Origin of the sequence: Acetobacter sp. UBA5411, assembly GCF_002409645.1 — a bacterium.
In the GTDB taxonomy this organism is placed as follows: domain Bacteria; phylum Pseudomonadota; class Alphaproteobacteria; order Acetobacterales; family Acetobacteraceae; genus Acetobacter.
In genome coordinates, this window is record NZ_DHNR01000019.1 from 358,516 (window position 1) to 379,858 (window position 21,343).

The 21,343-nt window shown below is 53.6% G+C and carries 20 protein-coding genes and 1 tRNA gene; 10 read left to right on the plus strand and 11 right to left on the minus strand.

Going from position 1 to position 21,343, the window contains the following annotated elements:
- Positions 1–37: 37 nt before the first annotated feature.
- On the minus strand, positions 38–1,366 hold the full coding sequence (locus B3759_RS06835) for a glutamate--tRNA ligase (protein ID WP_291364930.1): 1,329 nt from the start codon (positions 1,364–1,366) through the stop codon (positions 38–40).
- A gap of 354 nt (positions 1,367–1,720) precedes the next feature.
- On the opposite strand from B3759_RS06835, the gene B3759_RS06840 reads away from it, so the two are divergent.
- Positions 1,721–5,221, plus strand: a complete 3,501-nt coding sequence (locus B3759_RS06840; RefSeq protein ID WP_291364931.1) for a glycosyltransferase — start codon at positions 1,721–1,723, stop codon at positions 5,219–5,221.
- A gap of 193 nt (positions 5,222–5,414) precedes the next feature.
- Here the strand turns inward: B3759_RS06840 and B3759_RS06845 are convergent, their stop codons facing one another.
- The 4 genes from B3759_RS06845 to B3759_RS06860 are packed head-to-tail and all read right to left on the minus strand — an operon-like array spanning position 5,415 to position 9,043.
- Positions 5,415–6,011 (minus strand): PqiC family protein, encoded by a 597-nt coding sequence (locus B3759_RS06845; RefSeq protein WP_291364932.1) that lies wholly within the window; start codon positions 6,009–6,011, stop codon positions 5,415–5,417.
- A 35-nt stretch (positions 6,012–6,046) separates the two neighbouring features.
- Positions 6,047–7,030 (minus strand): MlaD family protein, encoded by a 984-nt coding sequence (locus tag B3759_RS06850; RefSeq protein WP_291364933.1) that lies wholly within the window; start codon positions 7,028–7,030, stop codon positions 6,047–6,049.
- Entirely contained in the window at positions 7,020–7,868 is an 849-nt protein-coding gene (locus B3759_RS06855; protein ID WP_291364934.1) for an ABC transporter ATP-binding protein, read from the minus strand. The genes B3759_RS06850 and B3759_RS06855 overlap by 11 nt, the downstream gene beginning before the upstream one ends.
- Before the next feature lie 2 nt (positions 7,869–7,870).
- Positions 7,871–9,043, minus strand: coding sequence for an ABC transporter permease (locus B3759_RS06860; protein WP_291364935.1), 1,173 nt, complete (start codon positions 9,041–9,043; stop codon positions 7,871–7,873).
- Between the two features lie 255 nt (positions 9,044–9,298).
- On the opposite strand from B3759_RS06860, the gene argC reads away from it, so the two are divergent.
- From argC to B3759_RS06885, 5 genes are all read left to right on the plus strand, one after another.
- Positions 9,299–10,228 (plus strand): N-acetyl-gamma-glutamyl-phosphate reductase, encoded by a 930-nt coding sequence (gene argC, locus B3759_RS06865; RefSeq protein ID WP_291364936.1) that lies wholly within the window; start codon positions 9,299–9,301, stop codon positions 10,226–10,228.
- A gap of 11 nt (positions 10,229–10,239) precedes the next feature.
- On the plus strand, positions 10,240–10,887 hold the full coding sequence (gene grxB / locus B3759_RS06870; RefSeq protein WP_291364937.1) for a glutaredoxin 2: 648 nt from the start codon (positions 10,240–10,242) through the stop codon (positions 10,885–10,887).
- A gap of 52 nt (positions 10,888–10,939) precedes the next feature.
- A tRNA-Leu gene (locus B3759_RS06875) sits at positions 10,940–11,024 on the plus strand.
- A gap of 17 nt (positions 11,025–11,041) precedes the next feature.
- Positions 11,042–12,232 carry a phosphoserine transaminase gene (locus B3759_RS06880; protein WP_291364938.1) on the plus strand — a complete coding sequence of 397 codons (1,191 nt, stop codon included), beginning with the start codon at positions 11,042–11,044 and terminating at the stop codon, positions 12,230–12,232.
- A gap of 109 nt (positions 12,233–12,341) precedes the next feature.
- Positions 12,342–13,196, plus strand: a complete 855-nt coding sequence (locus B3759_RS06885) for a DUF2167 domain-containing protein (RefSeq protein ID WP_291364939.1) — start codon at positions 12,342–12,344, stop codon at positions 13,194–13,196.
- Between the two features lie 53 nt (positions 13,197–13,249).
- On the opposite strand, the gene B3759_RS06890 is transcribed toward B3759_RS06885, so the two are convergent.
- Entirely contained in the window at positions 13,250–14,290 is a 1,041-nt protein-coding gene (locus tag B3759_RS06890; RefSeq protein WP_010668285.1) for a cysteine synthase A, read from the minus strand.
- Positions 14,291–14,427: 137 nt separating this feature from the next.
- Here B3759_RS06890 and B3759_RS06895 point away from each other — a divergent pair, with 137 nt between their 5' ends.
- A complete protein-coding gene (locus B3759_RS06895) occupies positions 14,428–14,835 on the plus strand; it encodes a rhodanese-like domain-containing protein (RefSeq protein ID WP_291364940.1) in 408 nt (135 codons plus the stop codon).
- Between the two features lie 31 nt (positions 14,836–14,866).
- Here B3759_RS06895 and B3759_RS06900 read toward each other — a convergent pair whose 3' ends face one another.
- Complete coding sequence (locus B3759_RS06900; RefSeq protein WP_291364941.1) at positions 14,867–15,775, minus strand: DUF2272 domain-containing protein; 909 nt, start codon at positions 15,773–15,775, stop codon at positions 14,867–14,869.
- Positions 15,776–16,017: 242 nt separating this feature from the next.
- Positions 16,018–17,121 (minus strand): S-methyl-5-thioribose-1-phosphate isomerase, encoded by a 1,104-nt coding sequence (gene mtnA / locus B3759_RS06905; RefSeq protein WP_291364942.1) that lies wholly within the window; start codon positions 17,119–17,121, stop codon positions 16,018–16,020.
- Positions 17,122–17,619: 498 nt separating this feature from the next.
- On the opposite strand from mtnA, the gene B3759_RS06910 reads away from it, so the two are divergent.
- Entirely contained in the window at positions 17,620–18,111 is a 492-nt protein-coding gene (locus B3759_RS06910) for a hypothetical protein (protein ID WP_291364943.1), read from the plus strand.
- An 80-nt stretch (positions 18,112–18,191) separates the two neighbouring features.
- On the opposite strand, the gene B3759_RS06915 is transcribed toward B3759_RS06910, so the two are convergent.
- From B3759_RS06915 to B3759_RS06925, 3 genes are read right to left on the minus strand one after another with little or no spacing between them, the layout of a single operon-like run.
- On the minus strand, positions 18,192–18,596 hold the full coding sequence (locus tag B3759_RS06915) for a flagellar protein FlgN (protein ID WP_291364944.1): 405 nt from the start codon (positions 18,594–18,596) through the stop codon (positions 18,192–18,194).
- Positions 18,593–18,910: a rod-binding protein gene (locus tag B3759_RS06920; protein WP_291364945.1), complete on the minus strand. Its 318-nt coding sequence runs from the start codon at positions 18,908–18,910 to the stop codon at positions 18,593–18,595. The genes B3759_RS06915 and B3759_RS06920 overlap by 4 nt, the downstream gene beginning before the upstream one ends.
- On the minus strand, positions 18,907–20,055 hold the full coding sequence (locus B3759_RS06925) for a flagellar basal body P-ring protein FlgI (RefSeq protein ID WP_291364947.1): 1,149 nt from the start codon (positions 20,053–20,055) through the stop codon (positions 18,907–18,909). The genes B3759_RS06920 and B3759_RS06925 overlap by 4 nt, the downstream gene beginning before the upstream one ends.
- Before the next feature lie 149 nt (positions 20,056–20,204).
- On the opposite strand from B3759_RS06925, the gene B3759_RS06930 reads away from it, so the two are divergent.
- Together B3759_RS06930 and dksA are read left to right on the plus strand one after the other, a co-directional pair.
- The gene (locus tag B3759_RS06930; protein ID WP_291364949.1) at positions 20,205–20,630 is read left to right on the plus strand and encodes a flagellar assembly protein FliX; all 426 of its coding nucleotides are present in this window, start codon (positions 20,205–20,207) and stop codon (positions 20,628–20,630) included.
- A 168-nt stretch (positions 20,631–20,798) separates the two neighbouring features.
- Positions 20,799–21,212: an RNA polymerase-binding protein DksA gene (dksA, locus tag B3759_RS06935; RefSeq protein ID WP_010666119.1), complete on the plus strand. Its 414-nt coding sequence runs from the start codon at positions 20,799–20,801 to the stop codon at positions 21,210–21,212.
- The last annotated feature ends 131 nt before the right edge of the window (positions 21,213–21,343 follow it).

The following is a 21,343-nucleotide window of genomic DNA, read 5'->3' on the forward strand; positions in this document are numbered from 1 at the left end:
GAGATTAAACGGTCGGATAATCCGCAGCAGAATGGCTTCAGACTGTCAGAGTAAGTCTGCCCAATGAACGTTTCCGACCAATCAGCGGAAGAAGCACTTTCAATTCAGGACCATGCTCTTCACCTGTAAGAGCCAGTCTCAGGGGGCGGAAAAGAGCCTTGCCTTTGCGGCCAGTGGCTTCGGCAATCGCTTTTGTCCATGTGGACCACGTCTCTTCCGACCAAGGCTCGTCCGGGAGCAGGCTGGCAGCTTTTTTGAGATAATCCTGTTCTTCCGGCTGTGCAGGAGGACTGATCTCTCCATGGGTCACATGCCACCAGTGGTGGCATTCTGTCAGCAATTCTATGTTGCCTCGAATGGCCAGCCAGAACTGCTCGGTAGCGCCTTCGGGCAAACGCTCACGAACGTCCTGAAATTCAGCCGAGGCAAGTATACGCCTGTTGAGCCCCAGCAACTGCTTCATGTCAAAGCGCGCGGCGGACTTAGAGATGCAGGAGAGATCATAATCCTGAGCGAGGGCATCGAAACCCATCGGTTCAGGAGACTTGGAGCTACCCAGACTGGCGAGATAGGTCGTCATCGCTTCGGCTTCGATGCCGTCGCGGCGCAGTGTTTTGATTGACATGGAATCAAAGCGCTTGGATAGCTTTCCGCCGCCCTCATCCAGCAGAAGCGGAAGGTGTGCGAATGTAAAACGATCCGGCTTCGCGCCAAGAGCTTCCGCTATATCAAGCTGAACACCGGTGTTCGTGATATGATCTTCCCCGCGGATGATATGGGTCACCCCCGTTTCGATATCATCCACAATGGATGCCAGCGTGTAGAGGATTGTGCCATCAGCACGGACAAGCACAGGGTCCGATACGGCGGTCAACTTGACGGAGCAGTTGCCCATCACGAGGTCTTTCCAGCCTTTGCTGGCGTCAGTCAGCTTGAAGCGCCAGTAAGGAACTTTGCCATTCGCTTCCGCCTGAGCACGCTGTGCCGCAGTCATCTTGAGCATGGCGCGGTCATAGAGTGGCGGCTTGCGTAATCTGATCCGCATTTCCCGCTTGGCCGCAAGCTCTTGCTCGCTCTCAAAGCAGGGATACAGGCGACCGGATGCCTTCAGCGCTTCAATAGCCCGGTTGTAGCGATCCAGACATTCTGTCTGACGAAAGGTTTCATCCCACGAAATTCCAAGCCACTCGAGATCGGTCTTGATACCGGTGACATAGATTTCCTGGGATCGGCCGACATCCGTATCATCAATCCGCAGTTGAAAAGTCGCGTTATGCTTGCGGGCAAAGAGTGCGTTGGCAATGGCCTGGCGTGCGTTGCCGACATGGAGCATGCCTGTCGGGCTAGGAGCAAAACGAAGTTTCATCAGTAAGGTATGCCGTATCCCATTGGGTGAACGCTAGGGGGAAGGGAGTTGTTAATACGCCTGAGAATAGTGCCCTGACCGGATAAGCAGACTGGAAGGCCCTCTCTCGCATGATGATATCATATTTCAGTTCTGGCAGGATCGCCATCCTGCACAAACAGTGCAAGGGCTCGTGATAGGTGTATCAAAAACAGCATTTTATAAGCTGTTTTGTGGGAGTTTTCTTTTTATTTCGTCAGTTTATGATTCGACCCAATCGCTTGACGCTTTTCTATCCCTCTCTTAACAAACGCCGAGATAATATAATTGAGGCCAATGCCTCGACCGGCAGATATTCGGTGCAGAGGAATTACCATGACGTTAGATGCCACTGGTGAACGGTTCATGCCTGATATGCGCGGAGAAACCGCGCTTGAGCACATGCACCGCTATCTCTTTGCACGTGAGATTATTAGCGAGGGATCTGCCGTTCTTGATGTGGCGTCGGGAGAGGGTTACGGCAGCGCGCTTCTGAGTGCAAAGGCCGGCACGGTTGTTGGCGTGGATGTTTCCCGGAGCGCTGCGGAACATGCTCAGCATAAATACGGGAATGATCGTGTAAAATTTCTGACGGGTGATGTCTGCGCGTTGCCGCTGCCTTCAGCCAGCATCGATTTCATCGTCAGTTTTGAAACGATTGAGCATGTTGCTGATCATGAAAAAATGCTCGAAGAATTTGTTCGGGTTCTTAAACCATCTGGCGTGGTGATCATTTCCAGCCCTGATAAATATCGTTATTCAATAGCAACAGGTTATTCAAACGAGTTTCATGTAAAAGAACTTTTCAGTCATGAGTTTGAACAACTCATGCGTAAGCATTTTACCAATGTCATGTTCGGTGGTCAGAGAAACATGTTCGGGACGGTCATAGATTTTCCCGACGCAGTAAGCCGAGATGTCAGTTTTTCACTGGCTGAAGGTGATATTGCCCGGTTTGAAGACGTTCCCGAACCAATGTATCTCATTGCTATTGCGTCCCGAGCAGAGCTTCCCATGGCTGTGCGGGGCGTCTGTATAGACCGTGTAACAGAAAGCGATGCTTTTCGGAGTATATCGCGAAAAGAGCAGGACTCTATAAAACTGGAAAGTGAGCTGGACAGGGAAAAGGTGAAGGTCATAGATCTGGCCCGTAGCCTGTTTGAAGAACGCGAAAAAAACGCCTTGCTTACGGGACATCTTGCGACGCAGTGTTACAATGCCAATCTTCTGGCCGATCGCTGCAATGAACGTGATCAAACAATTACAGCACTCACAGAAGAGAAACAGGAATTAACAGAAAAACTTGCGAGCGTTGAACACCGGTATAGCACGGTTGAAAACAGCACGGCATGGCGCGCGACAAAACCTGCCCGATATTTAATGGGAAAAATGCCTCTTGTAAGGGCCGCTGTCCGGCGTGTCCGTCATCGTTCCAGTGCCAGCCAGTCGGTCGCCGTGCAGACACAGGATGACTCAAAGGGCGAAACCGAAGGAAGCAATCATCGAACCGAATACCCTCTCAACGAAACGGAGCGCATGATCGCGGCTGATATTGCGCCTGTTTTTGATGTTTCCTATTACAGCAAACAGGCAGGTATACCGGAAGAAAATCTGGATAATATTACTGCTGCCGCACATTATCTGACCACAGGTTATAACGCAGGTTTAAACCCCTGTAAGAGCTTTGATACTAACTATTACAGAAACAGATATCCGGATGTCATACAGGCTGGCATGAACACGCTGTGGCACTGGGTTTTGCACGGCCGGAGTGAAAGTCGTCCTGCATTGCCGTATGAACAGCGCCTGAAGACCATACCTTACAGACCTTTGGTCAGCGCGATTATTCCCAACTATAATCATGCGGAATTTCTTCAGCAGCGGTTTGAGTCCATCATCAATCAAACCTATGAAAATATAGAAATTATCTTCCTTGATGATCATTCGCAGGATGGAAGTCTTGAAATTGCGGAGAAATTCAAAGAGCAATATCCGGAAAGAATAAAGATTTTTTCCAATGCGACCAACTCCGGGAATGTATTTCGGCAGTGGCGTAAAGGCGTGGATGCCGCTCGTGGAGAGATCATCTGGATTTGTGAAAGTGATGATTTCGCGGACGAAAGTTTTGTAGAAAAACTGGTAGGGTACTTCGTTGATCCCAGTGTCCAGATAGCATTTGGTCGTATCCAGTACTGTGATCGTCATGGAAATTTTCAGGATGGTCTGGATGGTTACAGAGAGCGTGCGCAATCTGGCATCTGGAATGAGACGTTGGTGAAACCGGCAGGGTGGTGGTTTACCAACGCCTTTGCGGTATCAAATGTTATTGCCTATGTTGGAGGATGTCTGATCCGTCGTCATGACGTTCGGCCTGAGGTATGGGAAAAGGCCCAGCAGTTCCACGTTCTGGGCGACTGGTATCTTTATGCAGAGTGGGCTGCGGGCGGGCAGATCGTTTATTCTCCGGATGCGATTGCACATTTCAGGCAGCATGAAAAAAACACATCAGTAAACAGCTTCAAAACGGCACGCTTTTATTGCGAACATCAGGAACTCATAGAATATCTTCGCCGCAAATGGGGCGTGGATGATGAGCATGTAATACGCTTTGCTGATGCTCTGAAATCGACCTTTACTTTTGTGGGCGCTGAACAGCTACTCGGACCTTTTGAAAGCGTTTTCAGCCTGGAGCAGGTGCTCGCCTGTCAGCATGAAGGCCAGCACATCATCTTTGCTGTGCTCGGTTTTAAGCTGGGAGGAGGTGAGATCCTTCCAATCCAGCTTGCCAATGCTCTTGTCAAACAAGGCGTAATGGTCTCGTTTCTGGTATATGAACATACAGGTGAAGATCCACAGATACGTGCGCTTCTGGATCGCTCCATCCCTGTTTATTCAGCCGATGCAGCACGAGAAGTCGGGGTGTGGCGATATGTTCTGGACCTGCACGCTGACCTGATCCATTCGCATTTCTGCTTTTGTGAGCTGCTGTTTTTCCCTGATGACAGTTCGCTGCCAGTGCTGCCCTATCTGGTGACGCTGCATGGTTCCTATGAATGCGTGTCATTCTCCAGAAATATCATTCGGCGTCTGGAAAAGGCTGTGACGCTCTGGATTTATCTGACGGAAAAGAACCTCCTGCATCTACGGGATCAGAAGGGAAAACTGCCTGTCGGCGATATCGCTTGTATCGGCAATGGTATGGCGCTGGATAACCGGCCATTTCCGATGACCCGTGCACAGCTTGGTCTGACTGAAGACGACTTTGTTCTGGCTGTAGCCAGCCGCTGCATACCAGAGAAAGGCTGGAAGCAGGCCTGCGAGGCTGTCTGCAAACTCAATCAGGCGGAAGGTGGGCAAAGGGTGCATTTACTGCTTTGTGGAACTGGAGACGCGCTGGAGGATCTGGAAGCGCAGTATGGTGACGTTCCTGAAATACATTTCCTTGGCTATCAGGACTGCATCAACGGTCTGTACCGTCTGGCTGACTGCATGCTGCTGCCTACGAGATTCCCAGGTGAATCTTTCCCGCTCACACTGATTCAGGCGCTTCAGGTTGGTACGCCCGCCATTGCGACAGATGTTGGCTTTGTCCGGTCAATGATGACAGATGACGATAATAATCGGGCCGGTCTACTGTTGCCTCTGGAGACTGATGATGAAGTCTTTCAGGCTGCCATCGTGACTGCAGTTCGGAAGATGATAAATAGCGGCGTTCGTGCCGCATTTTCTGAAGCTGCGTTACGTTGCGGCGCTCGATATGGCATTGAAAAAGTTGCGGAAGCCTACATCCACACTTATCGGCGCTTTCGAAATGAGGCGATAGCTCATACCAATTGATGGTAAATCAGTCCGGATAATCCGACGACTTTTACAATTATACTTAATGAAAGTCGCACAAGGTAATTTATCGATCGAACAAAATGCTCATCTGAAAGTTTTGCTGATCAGCTTAAACTGGTTGTCGTGAAAGACCCGCAACAGCGGGGAAGACTTTCACGACATTAGCCGCAGAATTTTCCGAAGGAATTAATTATTGTGGCAAGGAAGAAGCAATCATCTTGCTCAACTGATTGATAAGATCATTTGTTGTCTGGACGACTTTTTCGTCAGTGCCATTGTCTGTTATGGACGACGTGACATGCGTCCGATCCGTTCTTGTTGGAACCTGATCATCGCCAGAAATATAGGTCCAGTTGGCATCCAGAGTGGCCTGACCGGATGTGGGAATATCCAGACGGGTAATCGTAATCCGTAGGCGAGACATCGAAAGCGAGCCTGTCGGTGCCTGTTCAGTCACAAACATATCAGGACGTGCAGCACTGAGCCTTACCGTGACCAGATCTGTAATCCCGTTGGAAAGACGTTCAGCCCAGCGTCCGTTCGGACTGCGCTGAAGGGCGCTACCGTCGCGGGTCAGAAGATCCTGAGAGTCGAGATAGTCCGGCAGAGAAACCCGGCTGATTTCCAGAACCGGTGCTGTTGAAGCAAGGGGACCGGATACTGCTGGAACAGTCGTTGCCGGACCTTCAAGCGTATAAAGATGCAAGGGAGGACTGGAGCAGCCCGTCAGGGACACGCTGATAACCAGACCAGCCATGAGAGACAGTTTTGTTCGTGCGCCAGACATGGGCTTCCCTTTATGTGCAATCATCTTGATCAGATTTATTGACGCCGTCCCATGAGGAGCAACTGGGGATTTCGTTCAACATCGCTGGCAAACCCACGCAGAGATGCGGCAGCGGTCGCAATGTCGCGCAGGGCTGAGTCCAGATTGTCCCGGTTGACCGAACGCGGCGAAATGATGCTTTGCACATTTTCCAGCGTTTTTCTGGCCTCATCGGCTGTTTTTGTGGCGCTGGTCAATGTTGCATGCAGATCATCCCCACGTTCCCGCAACTGGGCATTTCCCATCTGCATCAGCCGGTCGATGTCGAGAAGGGTAACATTGAGCTTCCCGTGGAGATCATTAATGGCCGCTGTAGCCGCTTTCAGGGTCTGCTGAGAGTCCTTCGAGCTTTCCTCAAGACTGGCCACGAGCGCCGGAAACTGGGTGTTGAGCTTTTCGGCAACGTCACGAATGGACAGCACAGCATCATTGGCGTTGGACGCAAGCTCTTTCAGAGGAAGGTCCGACAGGGTTTCCTTCATCTTCTGTATGGCCGACACATGCGTGGGGATTTCTATGAGATTGGATACCTCGGGATGAAACGGCGCCGGGGAGCTTGGGAAGAAATCAAGATTGATGCTGACCGTGCCTGTTACGAAGCTCTGAAGATTCTGCTCAGCCCGCAGGCCATGCGCAATGACCTCGGGGAGATTGATGTGACCTGATGATTTGGGATCATCAATGACATGCACCTGACCCGGGTCGAGACTGATCTCCACCGGTATGTAGGGAACGCCCGTCCCCTGATCATAGCGAAGCGTGATCTTGTCGACAGCACCGACGCGGACACCCCGGAAAGTCACAGGTGCGCCGACAGACAGACCGGCAACAGAGTCCTGAAAGACAATGACGGCCCGGGTATTTCTTGAGAAGAAGTTTGTGTTCCCAAAAAAGATGAAGGCCAGCACACTCAGCGCGATGCCTCCCGTGACGAAAAGACCGACAATCGTTTGACGGGCTGCGCCTGAATCATTGGCCATTGTGAGGTGTGCCTTTCCTGACTGGTTCAGCGGGCGCTGGATCGACCCGGGCATCGCGGTGCATGAAGGCATGAACCTGTGGGTCGGTACAATGATCTCTCAGATCACGGGGAGAACCATGGGCAATCGGGGTTTTACTCTGGGCATCGAGAAAAATGCCGTCATCAGCGATGGCGAACAGGCTGGGCAACTCATGACTGACGATGACGATTGTCGCTCCCAGACCTTCACGCAGACTGAGAATGAGGTCATCCAGTCGCGCCGAGGTAATGGGGTCAAGCCCGGCTGACGGTTCATCGAAAAACAGGATATCGGGATCAAGGGCAATCGCCCGCGCCAGTCCAGCCCGCTTTTTCATTCCACCGGAAATTTCGGAAGGATAGAGGTCGATGGCATGAGAAAGCCCAACGAAACCCAGCTTCAGTTCCACGAGGTTGCGGATCATGTCCTTGTCGAGCCGGGTAAACATCTCAAGTGGCAGCGCGACGTTTTCACCGACGGTCATGGATGACCACAACGCGCCACTCTGAAACAGCACGCCAAAACGGCGATTGAGAGCCGTTCTGTGAGAATCAGGGCCAGCCCAGTAATCATCGCCGTCGACTGTGTAGCGACCAGCCTGGGGACGCAGAAGCCCAATCATGCTGCGAAGAATGGTGCTTTTACCACATCCCGAACCGCCCATGACGGCAAAGATGGAGCCACGTTTGACATCCATCGTGATATTTTTCTGGATGACCTTGGGGCCATAACCAATGGCGATGTCACGCAGCGACAACAGGACATCGTCGTGCTGGGATGTCGTTGTGTGGTGAGGAAGATCGGCGTTGCTCTGCATCGTCAGATTCCAAGAGCATTGGCTATGACGGCAAAGATCGCATCCAGCGTGATAACGCCCACAATGCCGACAACCACGGCTGAGGTGGCCGCTGTGCCGACATCGGCAGCGCTACGACCGGCTTTCAGGCCGATCCGGCAGGAGACAAGACCAATCATGATTGCAAAGACAATTGATTTTGCAAAGCCAAACTCAAACTGGCTCATGGAGACAGCGCCAAAAGTCTGATGCATGTACCCTGCGCCAGTGATATCGGGCAGCATCCCAACCGAAACCACATAACCACCAAAGATGCTCATCACGCAGCCATAAAGATAGAGCAGCGGCATCATTACCATGAGGGAAACGACGGCCGGGACCAGAATATAGCTGGAGATGGGAATGCCAAAAACCTGAAGGGCATCGATTTCCTCGTTGCCCTGCATGGTGGCGATACGCGCTGCATACGCGCCACCCGTACGGCCCGCCATGATGATTGCCGTCATTACGGCTGACAGTTCGCGGACGCAGGCAATACCGACAAGGTTGGCCACATAGATATCAGCAGAAAATTTCTGGAGCTGTACCGCGCCAACAAAAGCAAGGATCGCGCCGATCAGAAAATTGACAACACTGACGATAAGCAGCGCAGACGGACCCGCATCGAAAATATTCGCCAGCAGATCGCGCAGCCTCATACCGCCGTGTCCGCTCAGAGCTTTTGTCGAAACCTGAGCCGTATCCAGCCCGAGCAGTGTCAGGGCACCAACTTCATTGAGAGAGGATAAGGTAAATGCGCCACTCAACGTGAATGGATTATGAATTTTATCGTGAGGAGGCGTCGGAGCCTGCGGCGTTTCCGGCAGAAGGGAAGAAAGGCTCTGCACTCCTTCGGGGAGGTCACTGAGATCGAGGCTCAACCCTTTCTTGGCGGCAACCTGTTTTGCACTCCAGAGAAAGGAAACGAGGGAAGAGTCCCACTGGCCGAGCTTGCTGGCATCGACAGTCAGCGAACCCGCCTGATTGTTGGCCGAGAGAGCATCGCTGGAGAATGCCAGCGGCACATGCTCGTCGATCGTCCAGTTGCCTGAAATATGGAGCTCAGGCGTCTGCCCGCTGGTGGAAATAGTCCATTCAGGCTGTGCAGGGGTAATTTTCTGCGCAGCGGAAGAACTCTCGGGTGCGTGACTATCCATAGATTTCGACGACAATAAGACAGGTCACGCTTTTTGGCCAGAGGGGCTCGATTCAGGCAGCCGTGACCTGCGATCAATGGCTCGACGTTCAGGCCTTTGACGCCTGCAAGCTTCTCCCGCCCGTAATTGGAGGTGGGTGTTTGCGGTGGAATTTAATGATGGAGCAGGGGCAGGCAGGCACAATTATCGTCGCGCTGGCGTTATCGCTCCTTGAGCGGTTATATCATGTGCGGAAGATGATGAGGAAAACAGAGCATGGTGTCCGAACCGGTTGTTTTTATTGATGGCGAAGCAGGCACGACCGGGCTCGAAATCCGTGAACGCCTTCTTTCCCTATCAGTAAGAATTCATTCCATCGATCCCGCTCGCCGCAAGGACCCGCAGGCGCGGGCCGAAGCCATGCAGGCCGCTGATCTGGTCGTCCTCTGTCTCCCCGATGATGCGTCGCGGGAAGCTGTGGAGATGATCGAACAGTTCAGTGCGCAGGGAAAACGTGCGCCGAAGATACTGGATGCCAGCACGGCCTTCAGAACGGCTCCGGGCTGGGTGTATGGCTTCCCGGAACTGACTGCCGATCAACCTGAAGCCATCATGCGCGCTGAGCGTGTAGCCAATCCGGGCTGCTATCCCACGGGAGCCATCGCCCTGCTGCGCCCGTTGATTGATGCAGGCGTGATGCGGCCGGACTTCCCCGTCACCATCAATGCCGTGAGCGGCTACACGGGCGGCGGCAGAAACATGATCGAGGAGCAGGAACGGGCAGGGGGGCCGGCCTTTTTGCTCTATGGGCTAAACCTCGCTCACAAGCATCTGCCGGAAATGCGTCAGCATGCTCTTCTGGAGCGTCGTCCGATTTTTGTCCCTTCGGTCGGACATTTCCCTCGGGGCATGATTGTGTCGATCCCGGTGCACATGGATCTGCTGGTGAAGGGAACCACAGCCTCGGATCTGCGTCGTATTCTGGAAGAGCGTTATGCTGCGTCTTCCTTCGTCACTGTCGCCTCGCCGGAAAACACACTGGTCGCGGACACACTGGCGGGAAGCGATGGAATGGAACTGCGGGTTCATGCCGATGCCGAGGGGCGGCATGTCGTGCTGACAGCGCGGCTGGATAATCTGGGAAAAGGCGCTTCAGGAGCGGCAATCCAGAACATCGCCCTCATGCTGGGCATTTCCCCGAACTGAGGAGACTGACTGTGACCCGCACCCTGTATGTTTACGAGCACTGCCCGTTTTGCGTGAAAGCGCGCATGATCTTCGGTTTCAAGAACCTTCCGGTCGAAATCAAATATCTGCTGAATAACGATGAAGCCGGTCCAATCGATATGATCGGTCAGAAAATGCTGCCTATCCTTGACGAGGATGGACGGTTCATGGGCGAAAGCCTGGATATCATCGCTCATATCGATGGGATTGGTGAGAAAGTGCTGGTCGGTGAGCCAAATCCGGCCATCGCAGACTGGATTTCGAGCATCTCGAAGCCGCTATACAAGCTGATGCTGCCGCGTGTGGCCTGTGCGCCGCTGCCGGAATTCGCCACCACAGCAGCACGCGCCTATTTCGTAAAAAAGAAAGAGCCTTCAGCCGGGCAGTTTTACCTTCTGCTGGAAGATGGAACCGATTTCCTCGCGGCTCTCAATTCCCAGCTCCATGTGCTTGCCCCGTTGATTCGCTCTGAAGCCGCTGTAAACGGCGTGCTGTCCATGGATGACATTCACCTCTTTGCCGCGCTGCACAGCCTGTCTGTGATCAAGGGAGTGATCTATCCGCCGGAAGTGGAACGCTACCGCCAGACAATGGCGCGCCTCAGTGGGGTGCCTCTGATGGACGATTACGCAGCCTGAGCGGATTGGCATCTTTTCTGAACGGTCGGATGCTGATACAGAGCAGGCAGTCGCGAGAGTGGCGGAATGGTAGACGCAGTCGACTCAAAATCGACCGCCTTTTAGGCATGGGGGTTCGAGTCCCCCCTCTCGCACCAGACATTCCGGATGATTCATGACTGTTACAGCAGCGCCCGCGTCCACCCTGCAGGGCAAGCCTCAGACACGCCCCGCCAACCCGGCATTTTCCTCAGGTCCATGCGCCAAACGGCCGGGCTGGTCGCTGGAGGGGCTTTCAGGCGCTCTTCTGGGCCGCTCCCATCGTGCTCCGGAAGGCCGGGCGCGGCTTGGCGAGGTTATTGATCGTTCGGCAGCTATTCTTGGTATGCCGGAAGGCTGGCGTCTTGGGATCGTGCCGGGCTCAGACACGGGTGCTGTCGAGATGACGCTCTGGTCCCTGCTGGGCACGCGGCCTGTGGACGTCCTCGCGTTCGAGAGCTTTTCGGCAACATGGGCCAATGACATCACCGCGCAACTGGAACTCGATGCGCGTGTGTTGAAGGCTGAGTATGGCGAACTGCCAGATCTGAAGGCCGTGGACTGGTCGAGGGATGTTGTGTTGGCATGGAACGGCACTACGTCTGGCGTTAAGTTTCCCAATGGGGACGCCATTCCGGCTGACCATGACGGTCTGGTGATTTGCGATGCGACCTCGGCCGCTTTCGCCATGGAACTGCCGTGGGAGAAGCTCGATGTCGTGACGTGGTCATGGCAGAAAGTGCTGGGTGGCGAAGCGGCTCACGGTATGCTGGCTCTTTCACCGCGTGCGGTCGCTCGACTTGAAGCCGGTCCGGCTCCGCGTCCACTGCCCAAGATTTTCCGTCTGACCTCAAAAGGCAAACTGATTGAGGGCATCTTCCGTGGTGACACGATCAACACGCCATCCATGCTGTGTGTTGAAGATGCTCTGGATGGCCTGAAGTGGGCTGAAGGAGCCGGTGGCCTGCAAGGACTCATCGCCCGGAGCCGCGCCAACCTTGCCGCCATTGAAAAATGGGAAGCAACGTCTAACTGGGCGCAGTTCCTTGCTGTTGAGCCGAATATTCGTTCGAACACAGCGATCTGCCTGAGAATTGTTGCTCCGTGGTTTGTGGCGCTTGATGCGGAAACACAGACAAAGGCGGCGAAGAAGATTGCAGGCCTGCTTGCCAAGGAAGGTGTCGCCTACGACATCGCCAGCTATCGTGACGCGCCGCCGGGTCTGCGTATCTGGGGTGGGGCGACGGTGGAAACCTCGGATATCGAGGCGCTTCTACCGTGGCTGGACTGGGCTGAAGCGGAAGTAAGAGCTGAATTTTCTGCCTGATAGCGCGGTTACTTCAACTGAGAGGGTATATATCTTCTGATGTATATCCTTTCTTTAATTCTTATGAAGAAAAGATATCTCCTCGCATGGTCTTCGAGGGTGATGTCACTTGCTATTCGGTTTTTCAGCCTGTCGCTGGATAGCGTTGGCGTTGCTGATACCGCTCCTGTCTGGAGCGGCCCGTTCCCGTGATATAGAGAATATTGAGGGGCGGCTAAAACGGTTTGTCGCAGCCCTGAAAGACGCCGAAGCGAGCACCCAGCCCAGTTCATCACTTGTTCCGATCGCAGGGCAGGGTCTTGTCGAAGTGCCGGAAGGTGCACGATTTGTCCCGGCGGAACAAACCAGAGCGTTTCTGGAATCTGTGGGGAATGCTCCAGATCCCGCTGTCATGGGAATGATCATTCCTCAAAATTTTTATGAGGATCCTGATTGGACGGTTGTCATTCGTTGGAAGAATATCGGGTTTGTCGATGAGAACAGATTCAAAAACCTTTCAGGTCAGCAGTTCGCTCGTTTGTTCGAAAAAGAGGTGGCCAAACAGGATAAAACCCGTGAGAAGGCAGGGCTCCCCGCTCTTCATCTGAAAAATCTGCTGCTTTCTCCTCGTTGCGATGCCGTCAATCATTCTATGGACTATGCAACAGACTGGGCGATCGTAGGACTGGATAAGGAAGGCGTTTTATTCAGTCGTTATTTTATGGGACGCAGTGGAATTCTGTCCTTTAATTTTATTGGAATAGCTCGTCTTCTGGATGATATCTATCCCGTAATAAACCCACTCAGTCAGCGTTTTAGTTATCTCACTGGTCATAACTATACTGATTTTGATCCAGCGCATGATCGCCGTGCGTCATTGCCTCATGAGATCGTTTTTCCATCATGGCAGAAGACGGCGGGCTGTACGCTAGTCGTGGGGACGCTCTCTTGGTTAAAACGCAGGCGAAATAAAAAGTCGCTATAATGCAATCATTCTCCACGGTGCTTATGGAAAGCCCGTGGAGAATATCGGCATATTTATTTGTCGAGCCAGAACGGGACCGGCAGGTTTTTGGCCCGCAGGAATTCCGGGTTGAACAGCTTGGACTGATAGCGTGCACCACCGTCGCAGAGAATGGTCACAATACGATGCCCCGGGCCGAGACGGCGCGCGACACGAATGGCGGAAGCGACGTTGATGCCCGAAGAACCGCCGACGGAAAGCCCTTCATGGATGAGCAGGCTATAAATCTGCTCAAGCGCTTCCGGGTCGGGGATACGTTCCGCGTCATCAATCGGAGCACCTTCCAGATTGGCGGTGACACGTGACTGTCCGATGCCTTCGGTGATGGAAGAGCCGCTGACTGAAAGATCGTTCGACTTCACCCAGCCATACAATCCAGAACCTTCAGGATCGGCCAGAACGATCTGCGGACGTTTCGCGCCTGACTTTTTCGCACAGTCATCCAGACCGAATGCCGTGCCGGCCAGTGTTCCGCCCGTTCCGCAGGCGCAGGTGAAAGCATCTACACGGCCATCAAGCTGCTCCCAGATTTCAGGGGCAGTCGTGTGGCGATGGCCTTCCCGGTTGGCGAGATTGTCGAACTGGTTGGCCCAGACGAAACCGTTCTCTTCAGCAATCCGGCGTGATACGTGAACGTAATTGCCTTCATCCCGATAAGGTTTGGCGGGCACAAGGCGGAGATCAGCGCCGATCATACGGAGAAAATCAATTTTCTCCTGACTCTGGGTTTCCGGCATGACGATAATGCTTTTGTAGCCACGTGCATTGGCGACAAGCGTCAGGCCGATACCGGTATTGCCAGCAGTGCCTTCGACAATCGTCCCGCCAGCCTTCAGCACACCACGTTTTTCTGCGTCTGTTATGATCGCCAGGGCCGCACGATCCTTGACCGATCCGCCCGGATTCATGAACTCGGCCTTGCCGAAAATATCACACCCGGTCGCTTCAGAAGCGCGTGTCAGCCTGATAAGCGGCGTTCCACCAATGGCGCCAGCCATATCATGCGACGTGGTTGTCCAGCCGGGAAACGGCAGGGAATTTGAAGTCGGAGTCATGCTATCTGCCTTTCATCCTATTGGCATTGGGGCTAGCGCGTGTGAGCACTGCATGCAATCAGGTTTGAGCGATGAATGTCGAGCCCCGAAGGATCTGTCGGATCAACAGGGGGCAAGAAAGAGGAGTTTCAGAAACGATGATCAAGGATGTAAGCCCGAGTGACGTCTGGCAGGCGCTGGAAAATGATCCGGGAGCCTGTCTGATTGACGTGCGCACTCCGGAAGAGTGGCAGTTTGTTGGTATCCCCGATGTCTCGGCAACGGGACACAGCCTGTATCCCATCAGCTGGCAGGTCATGGGTGGTCTAGTGAACAGTCAGTTCATCGAGGAATTAAGACGGGCAGGGATCGACGAGACGCAGAAACTTTATTTCATTTGTCGTTCGGGTGCACGCAGCCGCTCAGCAGCGATGGCCGCTGCCAGAGAGGGCTTCGAGCAGGTTTTCAACGTCGCCGACGGCTTTGAAGGCCCTCTGGACGGAGAGATGCACCGCGGAAACGCCGCAGGCTGGAAGGCTTCCGGGCTACCCTGGCGGCAGAACTGAAGCCTTTAGCAAACTGATTGGATGCCGGTCTTTACTGACCGGCATCTGGCTCCTGCTCGGCATCGTAGAGCACTTCCAGAACAGTACACCATGGATAACGTGAGTCGTAGCTGTGACCATCTGCGGATGCGATGGCACCATTCGCGTCAGTCGGGACATGGGTCAATGCAACGGCGTCATCAATGTTGCCACCGATAATGCTCAGCTGATGACCAAACGGCTGACCGTTCTGACCAGTCGCGACGACGATTCCGCAATGAGCCGGAAAGCCGTATGACGTGGGAAGGCTTGAAAACCGAACGGACTTGCTGCCACCGCGTCCGGTACAGACAAGATCGCCAAGCTTCGGAACATAACTGCCCGGATCATGCGCACGCAGGCCGCTGGACTGACCAGAAGCCGCGGCGTTGATATAAGTCGAGTGGTTAGGCGAGTAGGGGAACCGGTCGTTGGCTCCCGCAACACGCATCACATAGGAAATGAAAGCGGCTGACCAGGCGTAGTGTCCGTCATGGACAAAGTTGAACAGCCTGCCGTCAGCGTCATATTTGCCGCTCCAGGAAGATTCGGTTTCCTGCGGGTCCTGTCCGATCCACCAGTATTCGCCAACACGCTGCCACAGGCCGGGTGCGCGCTCCGGCTTTACGCTGGCGACAGTGGGTTCGGGGCGAAGTTCAGGGTCATCATCATTAACCGGCATCCCGAACAGTCGCCATTCCCGCATGGAAATGGCCACGACATCCTGACGGTTGAAGGGCGTGAAGTTGCGGGAGGCGAAATCGGGCACGTGCGGATTGTACGCCAGTGGGCCAGCATCATTTCTGTACTGTGCAACAGGCGTCTGCGCCGGTACCGGATTATTATGTGGCTGGGATGCGCAGGATGTGGCCGCAAGAGCCAGAAAAAGCACAGAGGGCTTAAAGGCCGCAGTCTTGCTCATGCATATGCCAGAATTTTGTTCCGGCTCCCCAATTGCGTGAACACCGCGTGCCCACAGAGTGACGACGTCCAAACATGTCGTTCAGATCTGCTTAGCGTCAAGTCACCTGAACGGAAAGATGGATAATCATGAGGTTAGCCGGACTGTCGGGATTTTTAACTGTGGTCCGGGAGGCAGGATTGCTTGGAGTTGCCCAAAGCAATCCTGCCGTTACCAGCACGAAAACCGGCAACGGCCATTCACTACTGCGCGGTCGTGGCCGGGAAGAGTGACCGCAGCCCTGTTCCACTTGCATCGCAGCAGCCACGTTCTGTTATGAGCCCTGTGACAAGACGGGCAGGCGTTACATCGAAAGCGGGATTCGCGGCGGAGCTATGCTCTGGGGTGATGCGGACCGCTTCCAACTGACCACCTTTGGTGAGGCCTGTGACCGTAGTGACCTCTAAAGGCGAACGTTCCTCTATGGGGATCTCTTTCAGGCCGTCCTGAACACGCCAGTCGATGGTTGTGGAAGGAAGCGCGACCCAGAAGGGCACATCATTGTCACGAGCGGCGAGGGCTTTGAGATAGGTCCCGATCTTGTTGGCGACATCTCCATTCGCTGTGACGCGATCAGTTCCGACAATGACGATATCGACCTGCCCGTGCTGCATCAGGTGGCCACCTGCATTATCGACGATGACAGTGTGTGGCACGCCGTGGCTGCCAAGTTCCCATGCGGTCAGAGCCGCTCCCTGATTGCGCGGCCGGGTTTCATCAACCCACACATGTACATCAAGTCCTTCATCATGCGCCATATAGATGGGGGCCAAAGCCGTTCCCCAATCCACTGTCGCAATCCATCCGGCATTGCAATGTGTCAGGATATTGATTCTTTCTCCTGTTTTCTTCCTCTTTTTGATATTCTGGAGCAACTCCAGACCATGTCTGCCGATTGCTTCGTTCTGGGCAACGTCCTCGTCACAGATAAGACCAGCTTCCGCATAGGCGGCTGCCGCTCGATCCTGCGAGTTCATTGGCCGAAGTTTCTGAAGCATGCGTTCAATGGCCCATCGAAGATTGATGGCCGTCGGACGCGTAGCAGCCAGCATGGATGCCTCACGTTCCATGGCTTCATCACTTGGGTCTGAGGAAAGAGCCAGAGCCAGTCCATAGGCTGCGACAGCGCCAATCAGCGGAGCGCCTCTGACCTGCATTGTAATAATGGCATGCGCCACTTGCTCAGATGAAGAAAGATGCAGGATCTCAAGTGCGAATGGCAGGCGTGTCTGGTCAAAAATGCAGACAGTTCGGTGATCTGTCGGATCTACCCAGACACTTCGGTAAGGCACGCCGTTTATTTTCATGGTTGCATGATCCTGCGCAAGGAAGAGATGTCGAAAAGCATTAGCGTAGCCAGACGGTCCTCACAAATGACATTATGAGAGTCCATATGAATGTGGATTTGTGAAACGATTAGCTGAGGGTAACGGAATGTGCTGACACGATATGAAAAACATGCATACCGTGAAGGCTTTTAAATCATGAGATGCAACAGAACAGAAACGATTGGAAAAAGTTATTTTTATTTATGGTGTTTTTGAATTTCAGTATTCTCTTTCCTGCTTTCCTTTCTGTAGAAATTGTAAGCGTTTTATTATGAAAAGCAAAATGCGGATATTGCAAACGTCACTATAAATCTATATTGCATCGTTGATAAATGGTGGGATACTGTCGTGTTTCTGGGTTATTCATAATATCGAATATCTGGCTCCATGATGATCTTGCTTTGAAAATAGTGCTTATAAAATCAACAGAGTCATGAAAATGGCCTGTTGCGATACCAACAGGGTGAGACTTGGGATATGGCTAGAAAACCGACCAAAGAAGTCAAGGCAACTTCTTCTACGACACGACAGGCAGCAAGACAGAAAGCAGAGCCCGTAACAGCGACAAAGAGACGCGCCAAGACAGCTCCGGAAGAGCCTGTGACGAAGCCGCGTGCGAAGCGTGCCGTTGCTGCGACAAAGGCGGCACCGAAGACGACGGCCAAGGCTTCTCCCAGAAAAGTAGCGGCTGCTGCGCCAGCGAAACCAGCCCGGAAGACTGCTGTGAAAACAGTTGCCCCGAAAGCTGTTGCGAAAACACCGCGTGCTGCAAAAAGCGTAACGAAGCCGGCCGGTCGGAAGCAGGAAGTCGTCACCAAGCTGTCAGCTGTTGAAAAGCTGCGCATTACTCAGGAGACGCGCAAGCAGAAGCGTCTGGATCGTCTGGCTGCTGAAAAGGAAAGTGCTGCAACCAAGCGTCCGGCAGCACGGGGCCGGGCAACGGCTGGTCGCAAGCCTCGTCGCGCCTGATAGCAAACGGTCTATAAAAAAGCCTCTTTTCCGTGCTGGAAAAGAGGCTTTTTTAGTTTCAGGCAGTCAATTTCAGAAGCCTAAATGTTCTTTCTGTAGGCGTTGCCAGAGGAGGAACGCGGCGTGCTGTATGAACCATTTTTGCCATAATGGGTTTTGTCTCCTGGGGGAGACAGAGAGGCCGTAAGCAGCTGCACAATGTGCCTCTGTGCGATCATAGCCTGCTGAAGCAGCGTTCGATTATTTTCGATCGTAAGATTCAATTTTTCTGCAGCAAGAGGCAGTTCTTCCGAACAGCATGGTTTTTCCGGCTCTTCTGCTACCCTTCGGCATTCAACAGTCACACTGTTGAGTTGCGCCAGCACCGCTTCCTTGCGTTTGAGGAGAGCGATTACCGCGGGCACATTACCTTCCTTTAAAAATGAATTCTCTTCTTCCAGCAGGGCGTTTGCTTTTTTGATGACGGCAAGGGCTTGGTCCGTCATTTTTTTGTTCCTTTTTCCTGCATTTCAAGCATCTGGTGATAGACGGCCGGAGCGAGCCCCAGACCGCCATTTTTCTCGATCTGTTTTGACATCTCTGTCGTCAGCATAGGACGGAAACTCGACTCTCCTACGCCGCCGCCAAAGAAGCCCTTGGAGGTATCAACCGTATCGAACATTGGCTGGAGCATCTGACCGACTGTCATTGCTTCAAAGTCAGAGGCGGTTTTCCATATTTTCGGATCCCGCACCTGCTTTTGCGATGAGCCCTGTGTCCCGTAAGCAGACGACGTGGCGTTCGTGATTTCGTTACTCATCGGACCTCCAGATCAGCTTGCAGGGCTCCATCCGCCTTGATGGCCTGAAGGATCGAAATCATGTCACGTGGGCCGACTCCCAGCGCGTTCAGGCCGGAGACAAGATCACTCAGGGCCGGACCATTGCGCAGTATGCCCAGCTTGGCGTTGTTGCCGTTATTGACGTTGATATTGGTGCGTGGAGCGACTGTGGTGGTGCCATTCGACATCGGACCAGGTTGTGACACGATGGGTGTTTCTGTGACCTGAATGGTCAGATTGCCCTGTGCAATCGCGACGGTACTGATCCGAACATCGTTGCCGATCACGATGGTGCCGCTGGCATCATCCACAACGACTTTGGCAAGCGTGTCAGGTTCGACCAGCAAATCGCCGATCCGCGACAGTGCCGGAATGCTATCCTTCAATGTCAGATCAAGTGAAATGGTGCGTGGATCCATGACGCGAGCGATATTGCCCACACTGCTGTTGATCGCCTGCGCGATGCGTCCAGCCGTCGTGAAATCGGGGTTACGCAAAGAGAGGTGCATCTGCTTTCGGTTGGCAAGATCAACCGGAACCTCCCGCTCCACAACAGCGCCATTCGCTATGTGACCGTTGGTCGGGATGTTGTGGACGATCGAGGCTGCAGCACCTCGGGCGCTGAAAGCGTTAGTCGCAAGAGAGCCCTGCGCAACAGCATAGATTTCTCCGTCAGCCGCCATCAGCGGGGTGACAAGCAGGGTGCCGCCAGTCAGATCCGTTGCGTCGCCGGTTGCTGAGACTGTCACGTCGATTCGACCACCGCCATGAGAAAAGGCGGGCAGATCAGCCGTCACCATAACGGCTGCCACATCATGCGTCTGAAGCTGGATTTCACGATCACGGATATTCACGCCCAGCCGGTTGAGCATGCTGATCAGTGTTTCGCGGGTAAACAGGACGTTGGTCAGTTTATCGCCGGTTCCATGCAGACCGACGACAAGACCGTAACCGATAAGCTGGTTTGTTCTGACCCCTTCAAAGTCAGCAATGTCCTTGACGCGAACAAGCGCCGCATTGGCGGCAAAAGACTGTATCAAAAGGAAGCCTGCCAGAAACAGGGCAGACAGAAGAGGAACCCTCTTCAAATGCTCCGTATCAGGCCTGCGAGAAAAAAAGGTCATGCCGCTCTTTGCCGCTCGTCAATGTTTCGAGCGCACACTATCGACGTGAAGAGCAAACAATTCCTGAACGGACAGCAGCAAAGCGTTGTTCAGAGCTTTGAAGCGGAACCGAGTGGGGCCAGATTTGGACGAGCCCAGGGAGATGCAACGTGAACAGAATTGGCGCGATCGGCTATGTCAGTCGGGGAAAACCCACGACAAAGACGCGGCAGTCAAAGGGGCTTTCAGCCTTTTCGGTCCCTTCCGAGCAGGAAGTCGTGAATGAGCAGCCTGTGACATCCGTGGCCGCACCTTGTCTTCTGTCTCTTCAGGAAACGGAACCCCAGATTCAGCCGAGGTCGGAAAGACAGATGGTCACTGAGTGGGGAGGGGAGGCGCTGGAGGCGTTAAGGAAACTTCAGATTGCCTTTCTGGAGGGCAGTGCGGGCACAATGGCGCTCCTTACGGAACTGGAGGAAATTGCCGAACGGTCCCCCATGGTCCAGCTGCCCGCCTTCACGAATCTGACGACGTCCATAAAGGTGCGGGTGGCCATCGAAACCGCCAAAATGAAGCGCCTCGTCAAGCGTAGATAAGGAGAGGCAAACAACACGGAGAAGGGTCGATTATTCGATTTGCCGGAAAATTATGTGACAGGAATGTTTCAAAGAAAAAAGTGGATTCGTGCTTGGCTGTCTCAGTCCTCGCGGGTATAAGCCGCGCATTCGTCAGGGGGCTTTGCCTCAGGGAACGGAGACAATATTATGCTTACACTTCCTCCGGATTATGTGCCTTCTGAAAAAGAAGAGTTCATGAATCCCCTGCAGGTTGAATATTTCCGCCAGAAATTGGTTAAATGGCGCAATGAACTGCTGAAAGAAGCGGGCGGAACGCTTGCCAGTCTTTCCGAAGGCGGTATCCACGAAGCCGATGTGACGGACCGGGCCAGTGTCGAGACAGACCGCGCTCTCGAGCTTCGCACGCGCGATCGCGCCCGCAAATTGATTGGTAAGATCAATCAGGCGCTCCTGCGTATCGAAAACAATGCCTACGGATATTGTGAAGAGACCGGTGAACCTATCGGCCTCAAGCGTCTGGAAGCCCGTCCCATCGCGACCCTGTCAATTGAGGCTCAGGAGCGTCATGAGCGGATGGAAAAGATCCATCGGGACGATTGACACCATGCGGGGAACAAAAAAATGTTCCCCAAGGATTTTAGGGGGTTGCCGTCATCGCATTCTGACGGTAGGAACCCACCCGCAGCGCTGCTGTAGCTCAGTGGTAGAGCACTCCCTTGGTAAGGGAGAGG